Origin of the sequence: Oceanobacillus bengalensis (genome assembly GCF_003628445.1) — a bacterium.
In the GTDB taxonomy this organism is placed as follows: Bacteria; Bacillota; Bacilli; order Bacillales; family Amphibacillaceae; genus Oceanobacillus; species Oceanobacillus bengalensis.
Genome location: NZ_RBZO01000038.1, coordinates 1 through 15,086 on the forward strand (window position 1 = coordinate 1; position 15,086 = coordinate 15,086).

The following is a 15,086-nucleotide window of genomic DNA, read 5'->3' on the forward strand; positions in this document are numbered from 1 at the left end:
CAAAATGCCTGGAACGCATCCTCTTGATAATCATTGTAACATATGGGTAAGCCGTATGCCTTAATAGGGCACGTACGGTTTGATAAGGGGGAAGCCATGAGAATGGTTTCCCTACTTTATTTCGAGTATCGCTGAAGTTCACAGTGAATTCGCCAAAGTTAACAAGCATTTCGCTGAAGTTCACAAGCAAATCGCCAAAGTTCACATGTAGAACGCCAAAGTTCACATTTAGAGCAGCATCAGCATCAATCATTTCCGATACATCTTAAATTCCAAAAACAAATCATTATAATAGGATAAGTTTTCTTTACCAAGGTTCTCATAAACCTCTAATTTCTCCGTTAATTCTGGAGATGGATAGAAACGCTCATCTTTTACCATATCCTCTGGCATCAGTTTAAGTGCTTCTTTGTTTGGTGTGGAATAACTAACATATTCCGTGTTTTGTGCAGCAACCTCAGCATCTAACATGAAATTAATAAATTGGTGTGCCCCATCAACATTTCTTGCGGTGGATGGAATGACCATATTATCAAACCACAGATTTGATCCTTCTTCAGGGACAGCATAATCTAAGTTTTCATTTTCAAACATGATCTCTGATGCGTCCCCTGACCACACAAGTGCAACGGCAGCTTCTTCGTTCGCCATCAGTAATTTATTCTCATCACCGACAATTGCTTTAATGTTAGGTGTTAACGTCTTTAATTTTTCCGTTGCTTCTTGTAAGTGATCTTTATTGGTATCATTTAAGGAATAGCCAAGACTATTTAGACCCATTCCAATAACCTCACGTGCACCGTCAACGAGAAGAATCTCATTTTCCAACGAAGGATTCCATAAGTCGTCCCAGCTAGAGAAAGTCATATCACCGAGCATTTCTTTATTATAGACGATTCCTACCGTTCCCCAAAAATAGGGGACAGAGTACTTATTGCCCGGATCAAAGGCAAGGTCCATAAAGCGCTCATCAATATTCTCTAAGTTAGGAAGTTTTGAATGATCAAGTTCAATAAGTAGATCCTGTTCAATCATTTTCTCAATGGTATATTCAGATGGTACGGCCACATCATAAGACGTCCCACCTTGCTCAATTTTTGTCATCATTGCTTCATTCGAATCGAACGTCTCGTAAATGATGGTGATTCCTGTTTCCTCTTCAAACTGCTCAATTAATTCCTCATCAATGTAGTCGCCCCAGTTATATACCGTTAACGTGTTATCACCTGAATAACCAGCAGACGCATTTAATCGGTTAATGGCAACTAAAAGTAAGGCAGAAACAATCACAATAGCAACGAATGCTTGCATGAGTTTTTTCATTTTCTAAAATTCACTCCTCTCGTTCCGCTCCGCTTTGTAACATAGTAATACACGATTACAAGGAGAATAGTTGCTAAGAACAGAAGGGATGATAAAGCATTAATATTTAATGAAATTCCTTGCCGTGCCAATGAATAGATTTCTACAGAAAGTGTGGAGAATCCATTACCTGTTACAAAGAATGTAACTGCAAAATCGTCTAGCGAATACGTTAAGGCCATAAAGAAACCAGCGAAGATCCCAGGTGTAATATAAGGTAAAATTACTTTCGTTAACACATTCCAATTACTAGCACCAAGGTCTTTCGCTGCGTCGATAAGTGTTGGGCTCATTTCAGATAGCTTTGGCAAGACCATGAGAACGACAATTGGAATACTAAATGCAATATGGGATAGTAATACCGAATAGAACCCAAGTCGGAATCCTGCAATCGTAAATAGAATTAAGAATGATGCCCCGATGATGACATCTGGACTTACAATTAATACATTATTAAAGGATAATAGTGTATTTTGTTGTTTTCGTTTAAAGGAACGAATCGCAATGGCACCGAGTACACCAATAATCGTTGAAATAAGTGCAGACAACAAAGCAATCACTAATGTGTTCAGAACAATTATTAGAAGCCTAGTATCTTGAAACAGTTCTTTATACCAATCGAGTGTAAAGCCGTCAAATCCGCTCATCGTTCCACCACTATTAAAGGAGTAGAAAATTAAATAGAAAATCGGTGCATAAAGAATGATAAAGATAATCGCAAGAAAAATATTTGCAAAAGGTCGTTTTTTCGTCATATTACGCCCCTCGCTTTCTATGTCCAGTAATAAACATGATGATAAACATAGCGATAATTAGGAATACAGCAATTGTAGCCCCCATCCCCCAGTCTTGGGTTACGAGGAAATGTTGTTCAATTGCCGTTCCAAGTGTAATGACACGATTCCCTGCGATCAGTCTTGTTAACATAAATAGAGAAAGTGCAGGAATAAATGTAATTTGTATCCCTGATTTAACCCCATCTAATGTTATCGGGAAGATAACACGACGGAAGGTTGTCCATTTTGAAGCTCCAAGATCGTTTGCTGCATCAAGTAGTGTAGGATTTACATTATCTAATGCATTAAAGATTGGTAAAATCATAAATGGAATAAAGATATAAACAGACACAAAGATAAAACTAAAATCAGTAAATAGCAATTGCTGTGTACCAATACCTACAACCTCTAGAAAACTATTTGCAACACCATATGTTCCAAAGATTCCAATGAATGCATAGGCCTTTAAAAGCAGATTGATCCAGGATGGTACAATAATTAACAATAACCATAGCTGTTTATGTTTCGTTTTTGTAAGTAAGTAAGCAGTTGGGTATGCAATGATTAAGGAGATTAATGTGATTAAAAAGGCATACCAGAACGAGCTTAATGTCATTTTTAAATAAACAGATGAAAAGAACTTCTCGTAATTTACAAAAGAGAAATTGCCCTGGGTATCAATGAAAGAATAATAAACAACAAGTAAGATAGGAGCAATAACAAACAAAAGTATCCATATTGCATACGGAATCATGTATAGATTACGGGACAACTTATTGTTCATTTGCATCTCCCTCCGTATAGGAATCAAGTCGCTTGTCAAAGTCCTCTTCTGTTTCGTTGAAGCGCATGACATGAATGGCTTCAGGTGCAAATTTGAGGCCGATATTATCTCCTACATTTGCTTTTTTCGTTGAATGGACAAGCCATTCATTCCCGTCCTGATCAATTCCAGTAATTTCATAGTGCACACCACGGAACAGCTGTGAATGAACATTTACCTGCAGCATCCCTTCGTCAAATGAGGTGATTTCTAAATCCTCTGGCCGAATAACAATCTCTACTGGCTCATTCGTATTCATCCCCATATCAACACATTCAAATCGCTTCCCGACAAATTCTACAAGATAATCTCGGGTCATTGTTCCTTTAACAATGTTTGATTCACCGATAAAGTCTGCAACGAAGCGGTTGATTGGCTCATCATATATATCGTTAGGTGTACCACTCTGTTGTATCTTTCCTTTATTGATGACAAAGATTTCATCTGACATTGCAAGTGCCTCTTCTTGGTCATGTGTAACGAAGATGAATGTAATGCCAAGACGTTTTTGTAAATCTCTTAATTCATATTGCATCTGATAACGCAATTTGAGGTCAAGTGCCGATAATGGTTCATCTAGTAAAATAACCTCGGGCTCGTTAACGATTGCTCGTGCAATAGCTACCCGTTGACGTTGCCCACCTGACATTTCTTTAATTTCACGTGCTTCATAGCCACTTAAATTTACAAAGCTTAATGCCTCTTTTACCTTTGCTTCGATATCTGTTTTTTTCATTTTTTTAATTCGTAATCCAAATGCAACATTTTCAAACACGTTTAAATGAGGGAAAAGTGCGTAATCTTGAAATACGGTATTTACTTGTCGTTTATTTGCAGGTACTTGATTGATTCTCTTATCATTAAAATAAATCTCTCCAGTTGTTGCTTCTGTAAACCCAGCGATTAACCGTAAAATCGTTGTCTTTCCACACCCTGAAGGACCTAAAAGGGTATAAAATTTCCCTTTTTCAATCTCAAAACTTACATCGTTTAATACGGTTGGATCACTATCGTACTGTTTTGTTACATTTTTAAATTGGATAATCGTGTTGCTCATTCGCACAACCCTCCATTTTCATTAGAAAATATATTTTGCATTTCAGGTGCATAACGAAATAATTATACACGAAAAGTATAAATATGGAATCACTTTTTTTAATCGTTTTAATAATTAGAGCTGAAGGTTTAGATATATGTCAAAAATCTGATTCTAAATTAGATATTGACGTCTTCGGGAAGTAAAATTCAATGATTTCTTTATAGGATTTCCCATTCTCACCCATAACAGATGCCCCCCATTGACTCATTCCGACCCCATGTCCATATCCTTTCCCCTCCATGGTATAGACATTGTTATCCTTCTCTAGTGATTCAATCAGATAGCTTTTAAAGATGTTTCCACCAATGATTGGACGGATGCGGTTAAGTTGTACGTCCTGAAGGTTTACCTGCTGATATAACACCATGCCATCAAATAATTGCCATAAAAAATCGACGGAGATTGAACCAATTACACTACGATCAGATGCAAGCTGTTCTCCCGATATTTCAAAAGATGGAATGGAAAGAATTTTAATATCTCCAGGGTATCCGTTTCTATTTAACCAACTCTTTATGTTCGTTGTAATTTCCGAGTCTTTTTCCTCTAAGTCATCCCACCACTTTGGATCTGTTCCATTTATATCATCTAAGTCAATCTGGGTTTCATGGATGGAGAATTCCCACGGGTGGGTAGGGTCATATGGATCTTCTTTTATTGGGAAGAACGGTAAGGCTTCCCCTCCCCATACATGGGAATTGTTTTCTGTCATGCCACCATTGCTAGCAGAATAAAAGGCACTGATTAATTTATCTTTATACGTTATAACCTCTCCCTCTGTTTCGTTGACAGCCTTTGTTGTATTTTTATCCCACATATACCCGCCATAAACTTGATAGCTTATGGTATCATCAATTTCTTTACCTGAATGCATGGCTGCATATGTTCTTGCTGCAAGTGATTGTGCCTTTAGGGTTTCAAGGCTCCATTCAGGGAATACCTCAAAGGGAACGACGCCCTTCAAGTAATCTTCTAATGGCAATTGATTGACGGGGCGGATAAATTTATTATCTTCTATCCTAATTTCCATTGCTCCTAAATATGGCCTTTCATTAATAGAAACACTGTGCTGGTAGTCGTATGTACTAGGGATAAGAAGGAAGGGTTCACTTGTAACATATGTTTCTTCCCCTCCTTCTACAATTAATTTTTCATTCTTTTTCGTTAATGTATATGTAACGCCTTCCTCTAAATGAACGGTTGGATCTAGGGTGAAATATTCCCCTTCAAAAGAAACATTAAGTTGTTCCGTATCTCCTAGATGGTTAACTAGACGTACACGCATCATCTCCTCGGCTTTAACTGTATCAACGACGAATATCATGCTCATCAGGCTTAAGACCATAACAATATATTTCATTCTAAACGCCTCCTTGGATTTAGTAATTGGAGCAAATCCTTCTTATTATTTGATACTTAGTAAGTATCATTCTCTAAATTTTTTCTTAAATGAAGGCTGTTTTGTATAATTTCTTATTTTTTATAATTAGCATTTTGTATAGACTTCGGATCTATTTAATTCAGTATTGTGCAAAACACATTGTTTCGGGAAACACACTAGGTTTAAGTTACTAACCATCATCCCCTACGATATGGAAAGTCAAAAAACATAGTCTACCTTACTAGTCCGGGTGAGTGGAGGGCGGTGACTCCTGCGGGAAAAGCACGTGTCCGAAGACCAGGAAGAAGCGTTCTTTGCTTCTGAGGGGGCTGAGGCCGTGCCCGCGGAAAGCATCCGCCCGGAGCGATCCCGGACGGCGAGTTTTGCTCCGATTTAAGATAATCTGAATTAATTTAGTTCGGAGTTTACATCATCTATTAAGTAATTTGCAAAAGACGAAAAAAGCAACAATCTTTTATAAAATAGGCTAAATGAACATAAAATTCCCATATTATTGCCACAATAATTTGGTACATTAATATTATCAGGTATAAAGTGACAACTTGTCATAAAAATGTTGACAAGTGACACGCTGTCATTTATTATAAAAATAACAGCATGACATCGTGTCACTTTCGGAGGATTTGGAGGAAGAGCATTGCCAAAGCAAACATTTTTTAACTTACCTGAGCGTAAAAGGCAGAATCTAATTAAGTCAGCTGAAAAGGAATTTGCAAGAGCACCATTAGCAGAGGCTTCTATAGCGAATATAGTGAAAGAAGCGTGTATCCCAAGAGGTAGCTTTTATCAGTATTTTCAAGATAAAGAGGATGTATATTTCTATCTATTAAATGAACAAACAAAAGAAAGAAGAGATTTCTTTGTTTCTAAATTAGAGAAGCATGATGGAGACATCATAGATGCGATGGCTGAAGTGTATCATGAGTTTTTAGTAGAACTCCCTGATGAAGAGGAGAGGAAGTTCCTAAAAAACGCGATGTTAAATGTTACCCACAAAATGGAGAATATCTTTACCTCTATTTTCGATACGAGTAATGATCACTTTAAAGAGATGATTGCATTAGTTAATAAGGATAGATTAAATATTAAAGAGGATCAAGAAGTCTTTCATATTATGCAAATTGTAACAGCAGTTGCATTTCGTAACTTCGTGGAGAAATACTCAAGAGAGTTATCCGATCGAGAAGCAATAGAGAATTTTACGATTGAAATGAATCTCATAAAAAATGGAATTTATAAGAGAGAATGAATCTAATAAGAAAATAAAAACGTATTATATATTAGGAAAATATAAAAAAGAAATGGAGAATGATAGATGACAGTTACGATATATGGCGCAGCATGTTCGTCAACTCGGAAAGCGAGACAGTGGTTTACCAATCAAGAAATTAATTTTGTTGAAAGAAATATTTTAAAAGAACCACTAACGGTTAGTGAACTACAGGGTATTTTAAGAATGACAGTTGATGGTACAGATGAGATTATTTCTACAAGGTCAAAGATTTATAAAGACTTAGATTTAGAAATGGATACGATCCCATTACAAGAGTTGCTTGCATTGATTCATAAGCATCCTAGATTATTAAGAAGTCCAATTATAGTTGATGAAAAGAGACTTCAAGTCGGCTACCATGAAGATGATATTCGTCAATTTCTACCAAGGAAAACACGTGAGTATCAATGGTTAAAATGGAGAATGAACAATTTCCAATTTGTTAAAGGGTAATGTGCGCTTAAGAGATGACTATGTTCAGTTACAGTTACTTAAGCTAATTCGTTAGGGGCTGGGGGAAAGTATATGTATCTTATAGCTGAACAACCCTATATAAAGGTTGAGAGGCGAGTTACTAGTATTGAACAAGTTGATATTGAACATGAGCGTACAATGTATTTGTACAACGAAAAAATTATCACCAAACACCGGGAGTTTCCGATTAAAGATATACTAGACATGTCATATCGTTTGGTTGGTGTTAAAGGAGGACTCCTCTATCTTCATACTTCAAAAGGAGTATATTCCTACATAGTAAAATCATCACCAGAACACTTTATACAGATGTATAAAATGCATATCAAAAAGTAATTCACCATATATATTTACTCAAAAAATGAAATAGGTCGGGAGTTTATATTTAACTCTCTACCTATTTTTTTGCATGCAAACCATTGAGTCACAAGTACCGCTCACTCCTTGGGGTGCATAAGATAACAAAGGGGGTCGCGTAAAGGAGGGGAATAATGGGATTATATATTAACCATAAACAACCATCTATTTATAAAAATAACAAGAATCTTTCCGAACCAAACCAAGGTATTTTTATAAAAAAGCCTATGGCAGAGATGATTGAGCAACAAAAGGACGTAAATCTTTCACTGCAAAAGTCATTTCATGGACTAAAAGGTTTATATGAAGCACAAGAGCAAAGACAATCAGTGAAGTGGAATGCATTTAATGAACAACTAACAGAATTAAAGGAAATGAATATAAAGCAGGAACAATTCGAAAAGCACGTGATAGAAGAACTGAAAAGATTAGAAACAGAAAATATAAAAATACAATCCATATTGAAAGAAAATCGTTTATCTGAACAAGAGATGAAGGAAGTGCTAGCACACATGGGTAATACGCAACAAACAATTGTAAATCAGTTGCAGGAGTATGGTAATTCAAATAACGAAATGATGGGAAAAATGGATAAGCAAATTACTACTCAAATGCAAATGGCTGACAAATTATCGTTACAGGAGCAAAATAATCAAGATGTGCTCAAGCGATTAGGTGATCAGGAGGCATTATCAGAGAAGATTAGTCGACAATTGGATTATTTCCGTTCCATCCTTTTTGAGAGAACGAGCTTTCTTTCTGAGAAAATTGAAGATGTATCCACCTTTGTGATGAATGCCATTTCGAAATCTGATGATTTGCAGAAAAATAGAATTATTGTCCAAAAACAAAAGGCAAATAAATAAGTAGAAGAGAGCGATGGTTGGTATCGCTCTCTTCTACTTTTGTTCATCCTTTTTTGATAAGATAGGTAGTGATAGAATATACATATTAAATGCTAAAGGCTCTTTTTATATTGTTTGTTACTATTTGTGTAAACTGTGGACTTCTTTAATCAGTGTTGTGTGAAGCACGTCGTTCCAGAAACACAATTCGCGCACCTTAGGGCGGCTGCACTGAGCCTCCTCCGTGCTAACGCACTACGTAGTCTCACCTAGGCCTATGCGCCCGGAGCAATCCCGGACGGCGAGATTTGCTCCGATTTAAAATAACCTGAATTAAGTCAGTTCGAAGTTTATATCTTTTAGGTTACAAATTATATCTTTAAGACAGCCAATGCTAATTCAATTTTTCTCTAAGGAGAGATTTTTTATGCAAAATGCTAGTTATCGTGATACATGGGTTGAAATTTCCTTAGATGCCATTCAAGCGAATGTCAAAGCATTTAAAGATTGCATGCGTCCTAAAAGTAAGTTTATGGCAGTAGTTAAAGCAGATGGTTATGGACATGGTGCAGTTGAAGTTGGAAATGCTGCACTCCGAGCCGGTGCTGATTATTTAGCGGTCGCACTACTAGATGAGGCGATAGAACTTCGAAAGAAAGGTATCAAGTCACCCATCTTAGTTCTTGGGTATACGGGATTGGTTTCTCCAACTGCTCTTATGGAAGCTATAAAAAATGACATTACATTAACGATTTTTACAGAGGATATTGCTAAACAAATTGTTAAGACTGCAGTAGAGTTGGAACATTCTGTAAAAGTACATATAAAAATTGATAGTGGAATGAATCGGATTGGACTCAGGGATAAAGATGAGGTGCTCAAACTTACTCAATTACTTCAATCTAAATTTGTACAGATTGAGGGGATATATACGCATTTTTCAGATGCGGATAACCCAGATCCATCGTATACCTATAAACAATTTGAAGTATTTAAGGCTATTACTTCCTATTTGGAAGTGAATGGGATCCACATTCCAATAAAGCATTGCTGTAATAGTGCTGCAACGATCTCCTACCCTGAAATGCATCTAGACATGGTTCGGGTAGGAATTAGTTTATACGGGTTATATCCTGATAATCATTTACGCGATAAAATTACGTTAAAACAGGCAATGAGCTTTAAAACCAAGGCGGTAATGATTAAAACCGTTGAGTCGGGAAATCCAATAAGCTATGGTTGTACATATACACCTTCTGAAAACGCGATTATTGCCACAATTCCAGTTGGTTATGCAGATGGCTTCTCGAGGTCTCTTTCTAATAAAGGTCATGTAACGGTAAATGGAAAAAGAGTTCCTATCGTTGGACGGATTTGCATGGATCAATCGATGATCGATATTACTACATTAAAAGAGGTTAATATGGATGATGAATTTGTCATATTTGGTGATTCTGGTGATGGTTTGATTCCTCTTTCGGAAATAGCTGATTTACTTGACACGATTCATTATGAAATTGTTTGCTTAATTGGAAAACGTGTTCCTAGAGTGTACATTCAAGGGGGACAAGTGGCCGTGGCACGAGGATTGCTTTCGCGATAAAAAGTATATGTTAAGGGATAGAAGAAAAACCCCCAGAGTTGGAGGTTTCAATCGTTATTGTTAATGAGGTTTACTTCGTCTAAGCCATGTAAATCCACAATTTGCTCGTGATCCATTTCATCTAGTGGAAATACGGTTGCTTCATGTTCGTTTACGTCTTTAATATAAACGGGTATACCACGGTAATTAACATTAACCATTGTGATCGAGTCCAATATTTCCTGGGCACGTTTATTATCCATGATTTCCTCCTTTTGGTGGCTGTAGTACTATATTTTGTATTCCTTATGTATTTATTCGGTTTGCATACAGCCAAAATCTTCTATTGAAAGATATAAAAAAGGGCTTATGGAATACCCATAAAGCCCCTTATCGTATTTAGAACCAAGGATTTCTCCTTTTACTGCCATTATTCCAATCAAAATCACCAGCAATGTCATCATATTTATGATGTTTTTCCTCATCAGAGGCACCACCTACATCTGAACGTTTACAGTGGTGGTCATTATCGTTAACAATAACTTTATTTGCACGAATGACCACTTCATCAGCGTTAATAACGATTTCTCGATTATCGTTACAATTGGATACTCCAGCAACATCGTTATTATTATTGTTGTATCTTCGGTATCTTGGCATGCATTCTCCTCCTTTCTTCCTGTTACTATAAGGTATGATTAGAAGTTCAGTGTGAATAGACAAACATACGGAAGATAATATAAATGTATCGTTGTCCATCAGTAGCAAAAGAAGATATAAAAAAGAGATGAGTATTCCCCCATCTCTTTGCTACTATTGATTACTTTCCCATTTTTCATTAACCATTCGGTTTAGAATATGATTAATCCCAACGGTTTTTTCGACTTCAATTACAAAGGCAATCCCTTTTCCAGGTTGGTTTAATTCCCCATCTTCTTCAATCGACTTTAATACGTCACTCGTTTTATCCCTGCTAATTAGTGTTAACACAATTTCTTTCTCAGGTTCTATGGTAATATTAAATAGTTTTGCTTGTTCATGAATCCCTGTACCACGACCGTGTAGAATCGTACCACCTTCTGCACCAGCCTTCTTAGAAGCATCAATTACCTTATCACTGTGGTCTTTATTTACAATCGTAATAATCAGGTCATATAACACTTTCTGTTCATCCATAATGTCATAAGCCCCCTCATTACTTAATTCATCGTTATTCTCCTCAATTCCACTTCTATGTGAAATACCGCTGATTTTTTTTGTGTCAATTACAAAACCGATTCCTTGTTTTGGTTTATTTAAATGAACGGATTCAACGATAGCATTCATTACATCCGGAAAGATGTTTGCTGGAACAACGGTTAAAATAATCTCCCGTTCACGCTCAACTGGAATGCCTAAGAAGTGGGTTTTGTCTTGTATCCGAAAGCCCTTCCCTAAAAGTGTAGTTCCACCTTGAGCACCCGATTTCTTAGAAGCTTGAATGACTTTCTTCGCTTTCTCTTTTCTAACTATTGTCACGATCAGCTTCTGACCTGACTTGGTTTTTGTCATCCTGAGCCTTCTCCTTTCTGCTATAAAGGATTCCTAGTGTGAGAACAGATAAAATTGGAGCAAGTGCTACTAGAGCTACCATTCCAAAACCATCTAGAAGTGGATCGCTTCCCTCTGTTACGGAAGCGATTCCAACAAACAAAGCCAAAATAAACGTCGCGGTCATTGGACCTGTTGCCACACCACCTGAGTCAAATGCAATGGATGTAAACGTTTTTGACGTATATTTCACCATAACTAATGCGATTATATATCCTGGCAAGATAAAATACCATAGGGAAATGCCTAAAATGATTCGGACCATGGATAAAGCGATTGCTATACCTACTCCAATGGACAATGTGTAGAGAAGAACCTTTTGCGGAATGTATCCCCCAGAGGCTTCATCTACTTGGTGTAGTAACACACTCACCGCGGGCTCGGCAAAAATGGCGAAAAACCCTAGAATAAAACCAATAATAATTAGTAAGCTTAGATTTACTGTTCCTAGTTTTTCCCCCATAAGTTCTCCAAATGGCATAAATCCAATATGTACCCCCTGTAAGAAAAAGGAAAGTCCTAGAAATGCAAGAAAAAAGCCAACTAAAATATTTTTGATCTTTTTAGTGGGAAGTTTGAGTAAAAAGATTTGAAATAAAATAAATAGAATAAGCAAAGGTGATAAGGCAGTCATTACTTCCATCATTGTTTCGCCAAAACCTTTAAATACGTGTAGGGTCATCCGTAAATCACCCCCAATAGCAATACGGAAAGAATCGGACCTATGGAAGCAAGAGCGATAAGCCCAAATCCATCGCTTGAGGCAGATTTCCCTTTCATTACACTGGCCACCCCAACACCTAAAGCCATAATAAAAGGAACAGTTAATGGTCCAGTTGTTACACCACCAGAATCAAAGGAAATCGGAACGTACGCCTGAGGAGTAAAAGCAGCTAAAAGAAAGATGAGACCGTAACCAACTGTTAATAGATAGACGATATTAATATTAAATATTATGCGTACCATTGCAAGTGCAACAAAGATACCTACACCAAGTGCTACAGAAAGAATAAGAATACTTTTCGGAATTGCACCAGCTGATACCTGTTCAACCTGTGTAGAAAGGACACGTACATCTGGTTCAGCGAAGGTAACGACCAGACCTAATAAGAATCCGAAGAAAATGATAACCCACAGTTTCTTAGTTTTTGGTAATGCAGCTCCAATCATCTCACCAACAGGCAGTAGTCCAATATTGACGCCTAATAAAAAGAGAATCAGTCCAACTCCTACGAAAAGAACACCAATTAAAAACTGTAAAAATGTTTCCATAGGAAGCCATATTAATGTAAATTGCAGTACAGTAATGACAATTGTGATGGGTAGAATAGACTTCACCACTTCAAGTACCGTGTCTTTAATATTGTCCATAGCACACCACCTTTATTTGTATATATTTAATTTTATATGAAATTTCAGAATTTGTATATTATGTTGCAATTAAATTGTTATTAGGTCCGTATTCTTTATTGTTAATTACTTAAAGTAAGTTTATAATAAAAAAGAATTAAATATGTTGCAATAACGAAAAAAGGATGTTATATTTATATTAAATTCAAGTATATTGAATTAAAATCAAAAGAGCACTTGTATCTTTAGGTACAAGAAATAATAGGGGGAAATAAATTTGTTAAAAATAGGTATTGTTTTAGGTAGTGTACGTCAAGGTCGTAATGCGGAAGCAGTAGCAAACTGGACTTTAGACTTTGCAAATAAACGCAATGATGCTGATGTAGAATATGAAATTGTAGACCTTGCTAACTATGACCTTCCATTTTTAGGTGCTGCGTTACCAGAAGATAGACAGGCTGCAGCTGAAACAGCAATTAAAGGTTGGTCTGAAAAAATGGCTTCATTTGATGGCTATATCTTTATTGCTCCTGAATATAACCATGCTGTAGGTGGTGCATTGAAGAATGCACTAGACTACTTAAATCCCGAGTTAAACAACAAAGCAGCTGGTTTCGTTGGATATGGTAGCTTAGGTGGAACACGTGCACATGAAAACCTACGCTTAATTTTAGGTGAGTTACAAGTTGCAGACGTTCGTACTGCAGTAACATTCTCACTAATGTCTGATTTTGAAAACATGAGTGTATTTAAACCTGCTGAATACCACGCAGCAAATGCTGACCAAATGCTTGACCAAGTTATTGCTTGGAGTGGCGCGTTAAAAACTGTACGTGAAAAATAAAAGAAATGAAAGTGGTGTACCATGGGATTTCTAAATAAATTATTTGGTAAGTCTGTGAAAGAGGAAGAAACAGTTGTAGAGGATACATTAAAGATTGGTATTGTTGTCGGTAGTGTACGCGCGGGGCGTAATGCTGAAGCGGTAGCAACCTGGACATATGATTTCGCTACGAAACGTAATGATGCAAATGTGGAATATGAAATTGTAGATCTTGCTGATTATCATTTACCATTACTTGGTGCAGCTTTATCCGAAGAGACACAAGTAGAAGCTGAAACGGCGATTAAAGGATGGTCTGAGAAGATGGCCTCATATGATGGCTATATCTTTGTTACACCTGAATATAATCATGCTGTAGGTGGGGCGTTGAAAAATGCTTTAGACTACCTGAAATCCGAAGTTGAAAATAAAGTGGCTGGATTTGTTGGATATGGTAGCTTAGGTGGGGCTCGTGCACACGAAAACCTACGTCTAATTTTAGGCGAGCTACAGGTTGCAGACGTGCGTACTGCAGTAACATTCTCTCTAATGTCTGACTTTGAAAACATGAGTGAATTCAAACCAGCAGATTATCATGAAGCAAATGCTAACCAAATGTTAGACCAAGTAATCGCTTGGGGTAAAGCGTTTAAAGAACTTCGAAAATAATAATTGATAGGCAGCTGGTTTTACTGGCTGCCTATTTTGATTGGGTTGCATTGGAATTCAGGGGCATTACATTGCAAGCGTCCTAAGACCAAAAGGAAGTATTTCATTTACGAATCTAAAGAAAGTACAGCAAAAAGGACACTTTCTTGTCTTAATGATCAGAATTCATGTAGGTTGGATATTTCAACATCATATTCACTGTTCAAATTATCAAGAGGGAAGACGCGTGCAACTTCTTTTTGCTCGTCAATTTGGTTAATATAAACGGGTTTTCCATTGTAGTTAACGGGGATTAATTTATGTGACTGAATAATTTGCTTTACCCTATCTTTTTCCATCTAACAACCTCCATATTTATGTAGACATTGCAATTAAGCAGCTTGTTAACTATTTTTTCCACTAGATTTTGAATCATACAAGTAAATTAGTAATAAAGTGTGAACATTACTATTTAAAAGGCAGGAGCAATCGTTCGATTGCCCCTGCCTTTTCATGTGCCACATATTCTAATGTTTTTTGTTTGGTAAGACCTGATCTGGATGGCCTTTTCCCTGACTTTTCTTATTTTTTAAATCTTTTCTTTGATTTTCTTTTACCTTTTCAACGAATTCGTGTGTGTTGTCCATGTATGTGTCCTCCTTATATATTACATTTAATCTTT

20 protein-coding genes are annotated in these 15,086 nt (G+C 36.7%); 7 read left to right on the forward strand and 13 right to left on the reverse strand.

Features of this window, described 5'->3' with window-relative positions:
- From D8M05_RS17465 to D8M05_RS17490, 6 genes are all read right to left on the reverse strand, one after another.
- Window positions 1-253 (reverse strand): hypothetical protein (locus tag D8M05_RS17465; protein ID WP_147405199.1); only part of this gene is annotated, 253 nt, incomplete at its 3' end.
- Window positions 250-1,323 (reverse strand): ABC transporter substrate-binding protein, encoded by a 1,074-nt coding sequence (locus D8M05_RS17470; RefSeq protein ID WP_121134126.1) that lies wholly within the window; start codon window positions 1,321-1,323, stop codon window positions 250-252. The genes D8M05_RS17470 and D8M05_RS17465, both read right to left, overlap by 4 nt.
- Window positions 1,320-2,117, reverse strand: a complete 798-nt coding sequence (locus D8M05_RS17475) for an ABC transporter permease (RefSeq protein ID WP_121134128.1) — start codon at window positions 2,115-2,117, stop codon at window positions 1,320-1,322. Before D8M05_RS17475 ends, D8M05_RS17470 begins: the two co-directional genes overlap by 4 nt.
- A 1-nt stretch (window position 2,118) precedes the next feature.
- A complete protein-coding gene (locus D8M05_RS17480; RefSeq protein WP_183072850.1) occupies window positions 2,119-2,922 on the reverse strand; it encodes an ABC transporter permease in 804 nt (267 codons plus the stop codon).
- Complete coding sequence (locus D8M05_RS17485; RefSeq protein ID WP_121134131.1) at window positions 2,912-4,018, reverse strand: ABC transporter ATP-binding protein; 1,107 nt, start codon at window positions 4,016-4,018, stop codon at window positions 2,912-2,914. The genes D8M05_RS17480 and D8M05_RS17485 overlap by 11 nt, the downstream gene beginning before the upstream one ends.
- 139 nt (window positions 4,019-4,157) lie before the next feature.
- Window positions 4,158-5,420 carry a SpoIID/LytB domain-containing protein gene (locus D8M05_RS17490; protein WP_121134133.1) on the reverse strand — a complete coding sequence of 421 codons (1,263 nt, stop codon included), beginning with the start codon at window positions 5,418-5,420 and terminating at the stop codon, window positions 4,158-4,160.
- Between the two features lie 679 nt (window positions 5,421-6,099).
- On the opposite strand from D8M05_RS17490, the gene D8M05_RS17495 reads away from it, so the two are divergent.
- From D8M05_RS17495 to alr, 5 genes are all read left to right on the forward strand, one after another.
- The gene (locus D8M05_RS17495; protein WP_121134135.1) at window positions 6,100-6,711 is read left to right on the forward strand and encodes a TetR/AcrR family transcriptional regulator; all 612 of its coding nucleotides are present in this window, start codon (window positions 6,100-6,102) and stop codon (window positions 6,709-6,711) included.
- Between the two features lie 66 nt (window positions 6,712-6,777).
- Window positions 6,778-7,188 (forward strand): transcriptional regulator Spx, encoded by a 411-nt coding sequence (spx, locus tag D8M05_RS17500; RefSeq protein WP_121134137.1) that lies wholly within the window; start codon window positions 6,778-6,780, stop codon window positions 7,186-7,188.
- Between the two features lie 72 nt (window positions 7,189-7,260).
- Complete coding sequence (locus D8M05_RS17505) at window positions 7,261-7,545, forward strand: hypothetical protein (RefSeq protein ID WP_121134139.1); 285 nt, start codon at window positions 7,261-7,263, stop codon at window positions 7,543-7,545.
- Window positions 7,546-7,700: 155 nt separating this feature from the next.
- Window positions 7,701-8,432 (forward strand): hypothetical protein, encoded by a 732-nt coding sequence (locus tag D8M05_RS17510; RefSeq protein WP_121134141.1) that lies wholly within the window; start codon window positions 7,701-7,703, stop codon window positions 8,430-8,432.
- 406 nt (window positions 8,433-8,838) lie between these two features.
- Window positions 8,839-10,014, forward strand: coding sequence for an alanine racemase (gene alr / locus D8M05_RS17515; protein ID WP_121134143.1), 1,176 nt, complete (start codon window positions 8,839-8,841; stop codon window positions 10,012-10,014).
- 47 nt (window positions 10,015-10,061) lie between these two features.
- On the opposite strand, the gene D8M05_RS17520 is transcribed toward alr, so the two are convergent.
- From D8M05_RS17520 to D8M05_RS17540, 5 genes are all read right to left on the reverse strand, one after another.
- Window positions 10,062-10,256: an H-type small acid-soluble spore protein gene (locus tag D8M05_RS17520; protein ID WP_121134145.1), complete on the reverse strand. Its 195-nt coding sequence runs from the start codon at window positions 10,254-10,256 to the stop codon at window positions 10,062-10,064.
- 136 nt (window positions 10,257-10,392) lie between these two features.
- On the reverse strand, window positions 10,393-10,653 hold the full coding sequence (locus D8M05_RS17525; protein WP_121134147.1) for a hypothetical protein: 261 nt from the start codon (window positions 10,651-10,653) through the stop codon (window positions 10,393-10,395).
- A gap of 153 nt (window positions 10,654-10,806) precedes the next feature.
- Complete coding sequence (locus tag D8M05_RS17530; RefSeq protein WP_121134149.1) at window positions 10,807-11,544, reverse strand: P-II family nitrogen regulator; 738 nt, start codon at window positions 11,542-11,544, stop codon at window positions 10,807-10,809.
- Window positions 11,498-12,265, reverse strand: a complete 768-nt coding sequence (locus tag D8M05_RS17535) for a DUF1538 domain-containing protein (RefSeq protein WP_121134151.1) — start codon at window positions 12,263-12,265, stop codon at window positions 11,498-11,500. The genes D8M05_RS17530 and D8M05_RS17535 overlap by 47 nt, the downstream gene beginning before the upstream one ends.
- Entirely contained in the window at window positions 12,262-12,954 is a 693-nt protein-coding gene (locus D8M05_RS17540) for a DUF1538 domain-containing protein (protein WP_121134152.1), read from the reverse strand. The genes D8M05_RS17535 and D8M05_RS17540 overlap by 4 nt, the downstream gene beginning before the upstream one ends.
- A 256-nt stretch (window positions 12,955-13,210) precedes the next feature.
- Here D8M05_RS17540 and D8M05_RS17545 point away from each other — a divergent pair, with 256 nt between their 5' ends.
- Together D8M05_RS17545 and D8M05_RS17550 are read left to right on the forward strand one after the other, a co-directional pair.
- Complete coding sequence (locus D8M05_RS17545) at window positions 13,211-13,777, forward strand: NADPH-dependent FMN reductase (RefSeq protein ID WP_121134154.1); 567 nt, start codon at window positions 13,211-13,213, stop codon at window positions 13,775-13,777.
- 21 nt (window positions 13,778-13,798) lie between these two features.
- Window positions 13,799-14,425, forward strand: a complete 627-nt coding sequence (locus D8M05_RS17550) for an NADPH-dependent FMN reductase (RefSeq protein WP_121134156.1) — start codon at window positions 13,799-13,801, stop codon at window positions 14,423-14,425.
- A 158-nt stretch (window positions 14,426-14,583) separates the two neighbouring features.
- Here D8M05_RS17550 and D8M05_RS17555 read toward each other — a convergent pair whose 3' ends face one another.
- Window positions 14,584-14,763 (reverse strand): H-type small acid-soluble spore protein, encoded by a 180-nt coding sequence (locus D8M05_RS17555; RefSeq protein ID WP_121134158.1) that lies wholly within the window; start codon window positions 14,761-14,763, stop codon window positions 14,584-14,586.
- Between the two features lie 168 nt (window positions 14,764-14,931).
- A complete protein-coding gene (locus tag D8M05_RS17560) occupies window positions 14,932-15,051 on the reverse strand; it encodes a DUF4023 domain-containing protein (RefSeq protein ID WP_121134160.1) in 120 nt (39 codons plus the stop codon).
- Window positions 15,052-15,086: the final 35 nt, after the last annotated feature.

What these genes read in the sequence shown, in the direction of transcription:
- D8M05_RS17470 (WP_121134126.1), bottom strand. Translation starts at nt 1,323, where the DNA reads ATGAAAAAACTCATGCAAGCATTCGTTGCTATTGTGATTGTTTCTGCC.
- D8M05_RS17475 (WP_121134128.1), bottom strand. Translation starts at nt 2,117, where the DNA reads ATGACGAAAAAACGACCTTTTGCAAATATTTTTCTTGCGATTATCTTT.
- D8M05_RS17480 (WP_183072850.1), bottom strand. Translation starts at nt 2,922, where the DNA reads ATGAACAATAAGTTGTCCCGTAATCTATACATGATTCCGTATGCAATA.
- D8M05_RS17485 (WP_121134131.1), bottom strand. Translation starts at nt 4,018, where the DNA reads ATGAGCAACACGATTATCCAATTTAAAAATGTAACAAAACAGTACGAT.
- D8M05_RS17490 (WP_121134133.1), bottom strand. Translation starts at nt 5,420, where the DNA reads ATGAAATATATTGTTATGGTCTTAAGCCTGATGAGCATGATATTCGTC.
- spx (WP_121134137.1), top strand. Translation starts at nt 6,778, where the DNA reads ATGACAGTTACGATATATGGCGCAGCATGTTCGTCAACTCGGAAAGCG.
- D8M05_RS17505 (WP_121134139.1), top strand. Translation starts at nt 7,261, where the DNA reads ATGTATCTTATAGCTGAACAACCCTATATAAAGGTTGAGAGGCGAGTT.
- D8M05_RS17510 (WP_121134141.1), top strand. Translation starts at nt 7,701, where the DNA reads ATGGGATTATATATTAACCATAAACAACCATCTATTTATAAAAATAAC.
- alr (WP_121134143.1), top strand. Translation starts at nt 8,839, where the DNA reads ATGCAAAATGCTAGTTATCGTGATACATGGGTTGAAATTTCCTTAGAT.
- D8M05_RS17520 (WP_121134145.1), bottom strand. Translation starts at nt 10,256, where the DNA reads ATGGATAATAAACGTGCCCAGGAAATATTGGACTCGATCACAATGGTT.
- D8M05_RS17525 (WP_121134147.1), bottom strand. Translation starts at nt 10,653, where the DNA reads ATGCCAAGATACCGAAGATACAACAATAATAATAACGATGTTGCTGGA.
- D8M05_RS17530 (WP_121134149.1), bottom strand. Translation starts at nt 11,544, where the DNA reads ATGACAAAAACCAAGTCAGGTCAGAAGCTGATCGTGACAATAGTTAGA.
- D8M05_RS17535 (WP_121134151.1), bottom strand. Translation starts at nt 12,265, where the DNA reads ATGACCCTACACGTATTTAAAGGTTTTGGCGAAACAATGATGGAAGTA.
- D8M05_RS17540 (WP_121134152.1), bottom strand. Translation starts at nt 12,954, where the DNA reads ATGGACAATATTAAAGACACGGTACTTGAAGTGGTGAAGTCTATTCTA.
- D8M05_RS17550 (WP_121134156.1), top strand. Translation starts at nt 13,799, where the DNA reads ATGGGATTTCTAAATAAATTATTTGGTAAGTCTGTGAAAGAGGAAGAA.
- D8M05_RS17555 (WP_121134158.1), bottom strand. Translation starts at nt 14,763, where the DNA reads ATGGAAAAAGATAGGGTAAAGCAAATTATTCAGTCACATAAATTAATC.
- D8M05_RS17560 (WP_121134160.1), bottom strand. Translation starts at nt 15,051, where the DNA reads ATGGACAACACACACGAATTCGTTGAAAAGGTAAAAGAAAATCAAAGA.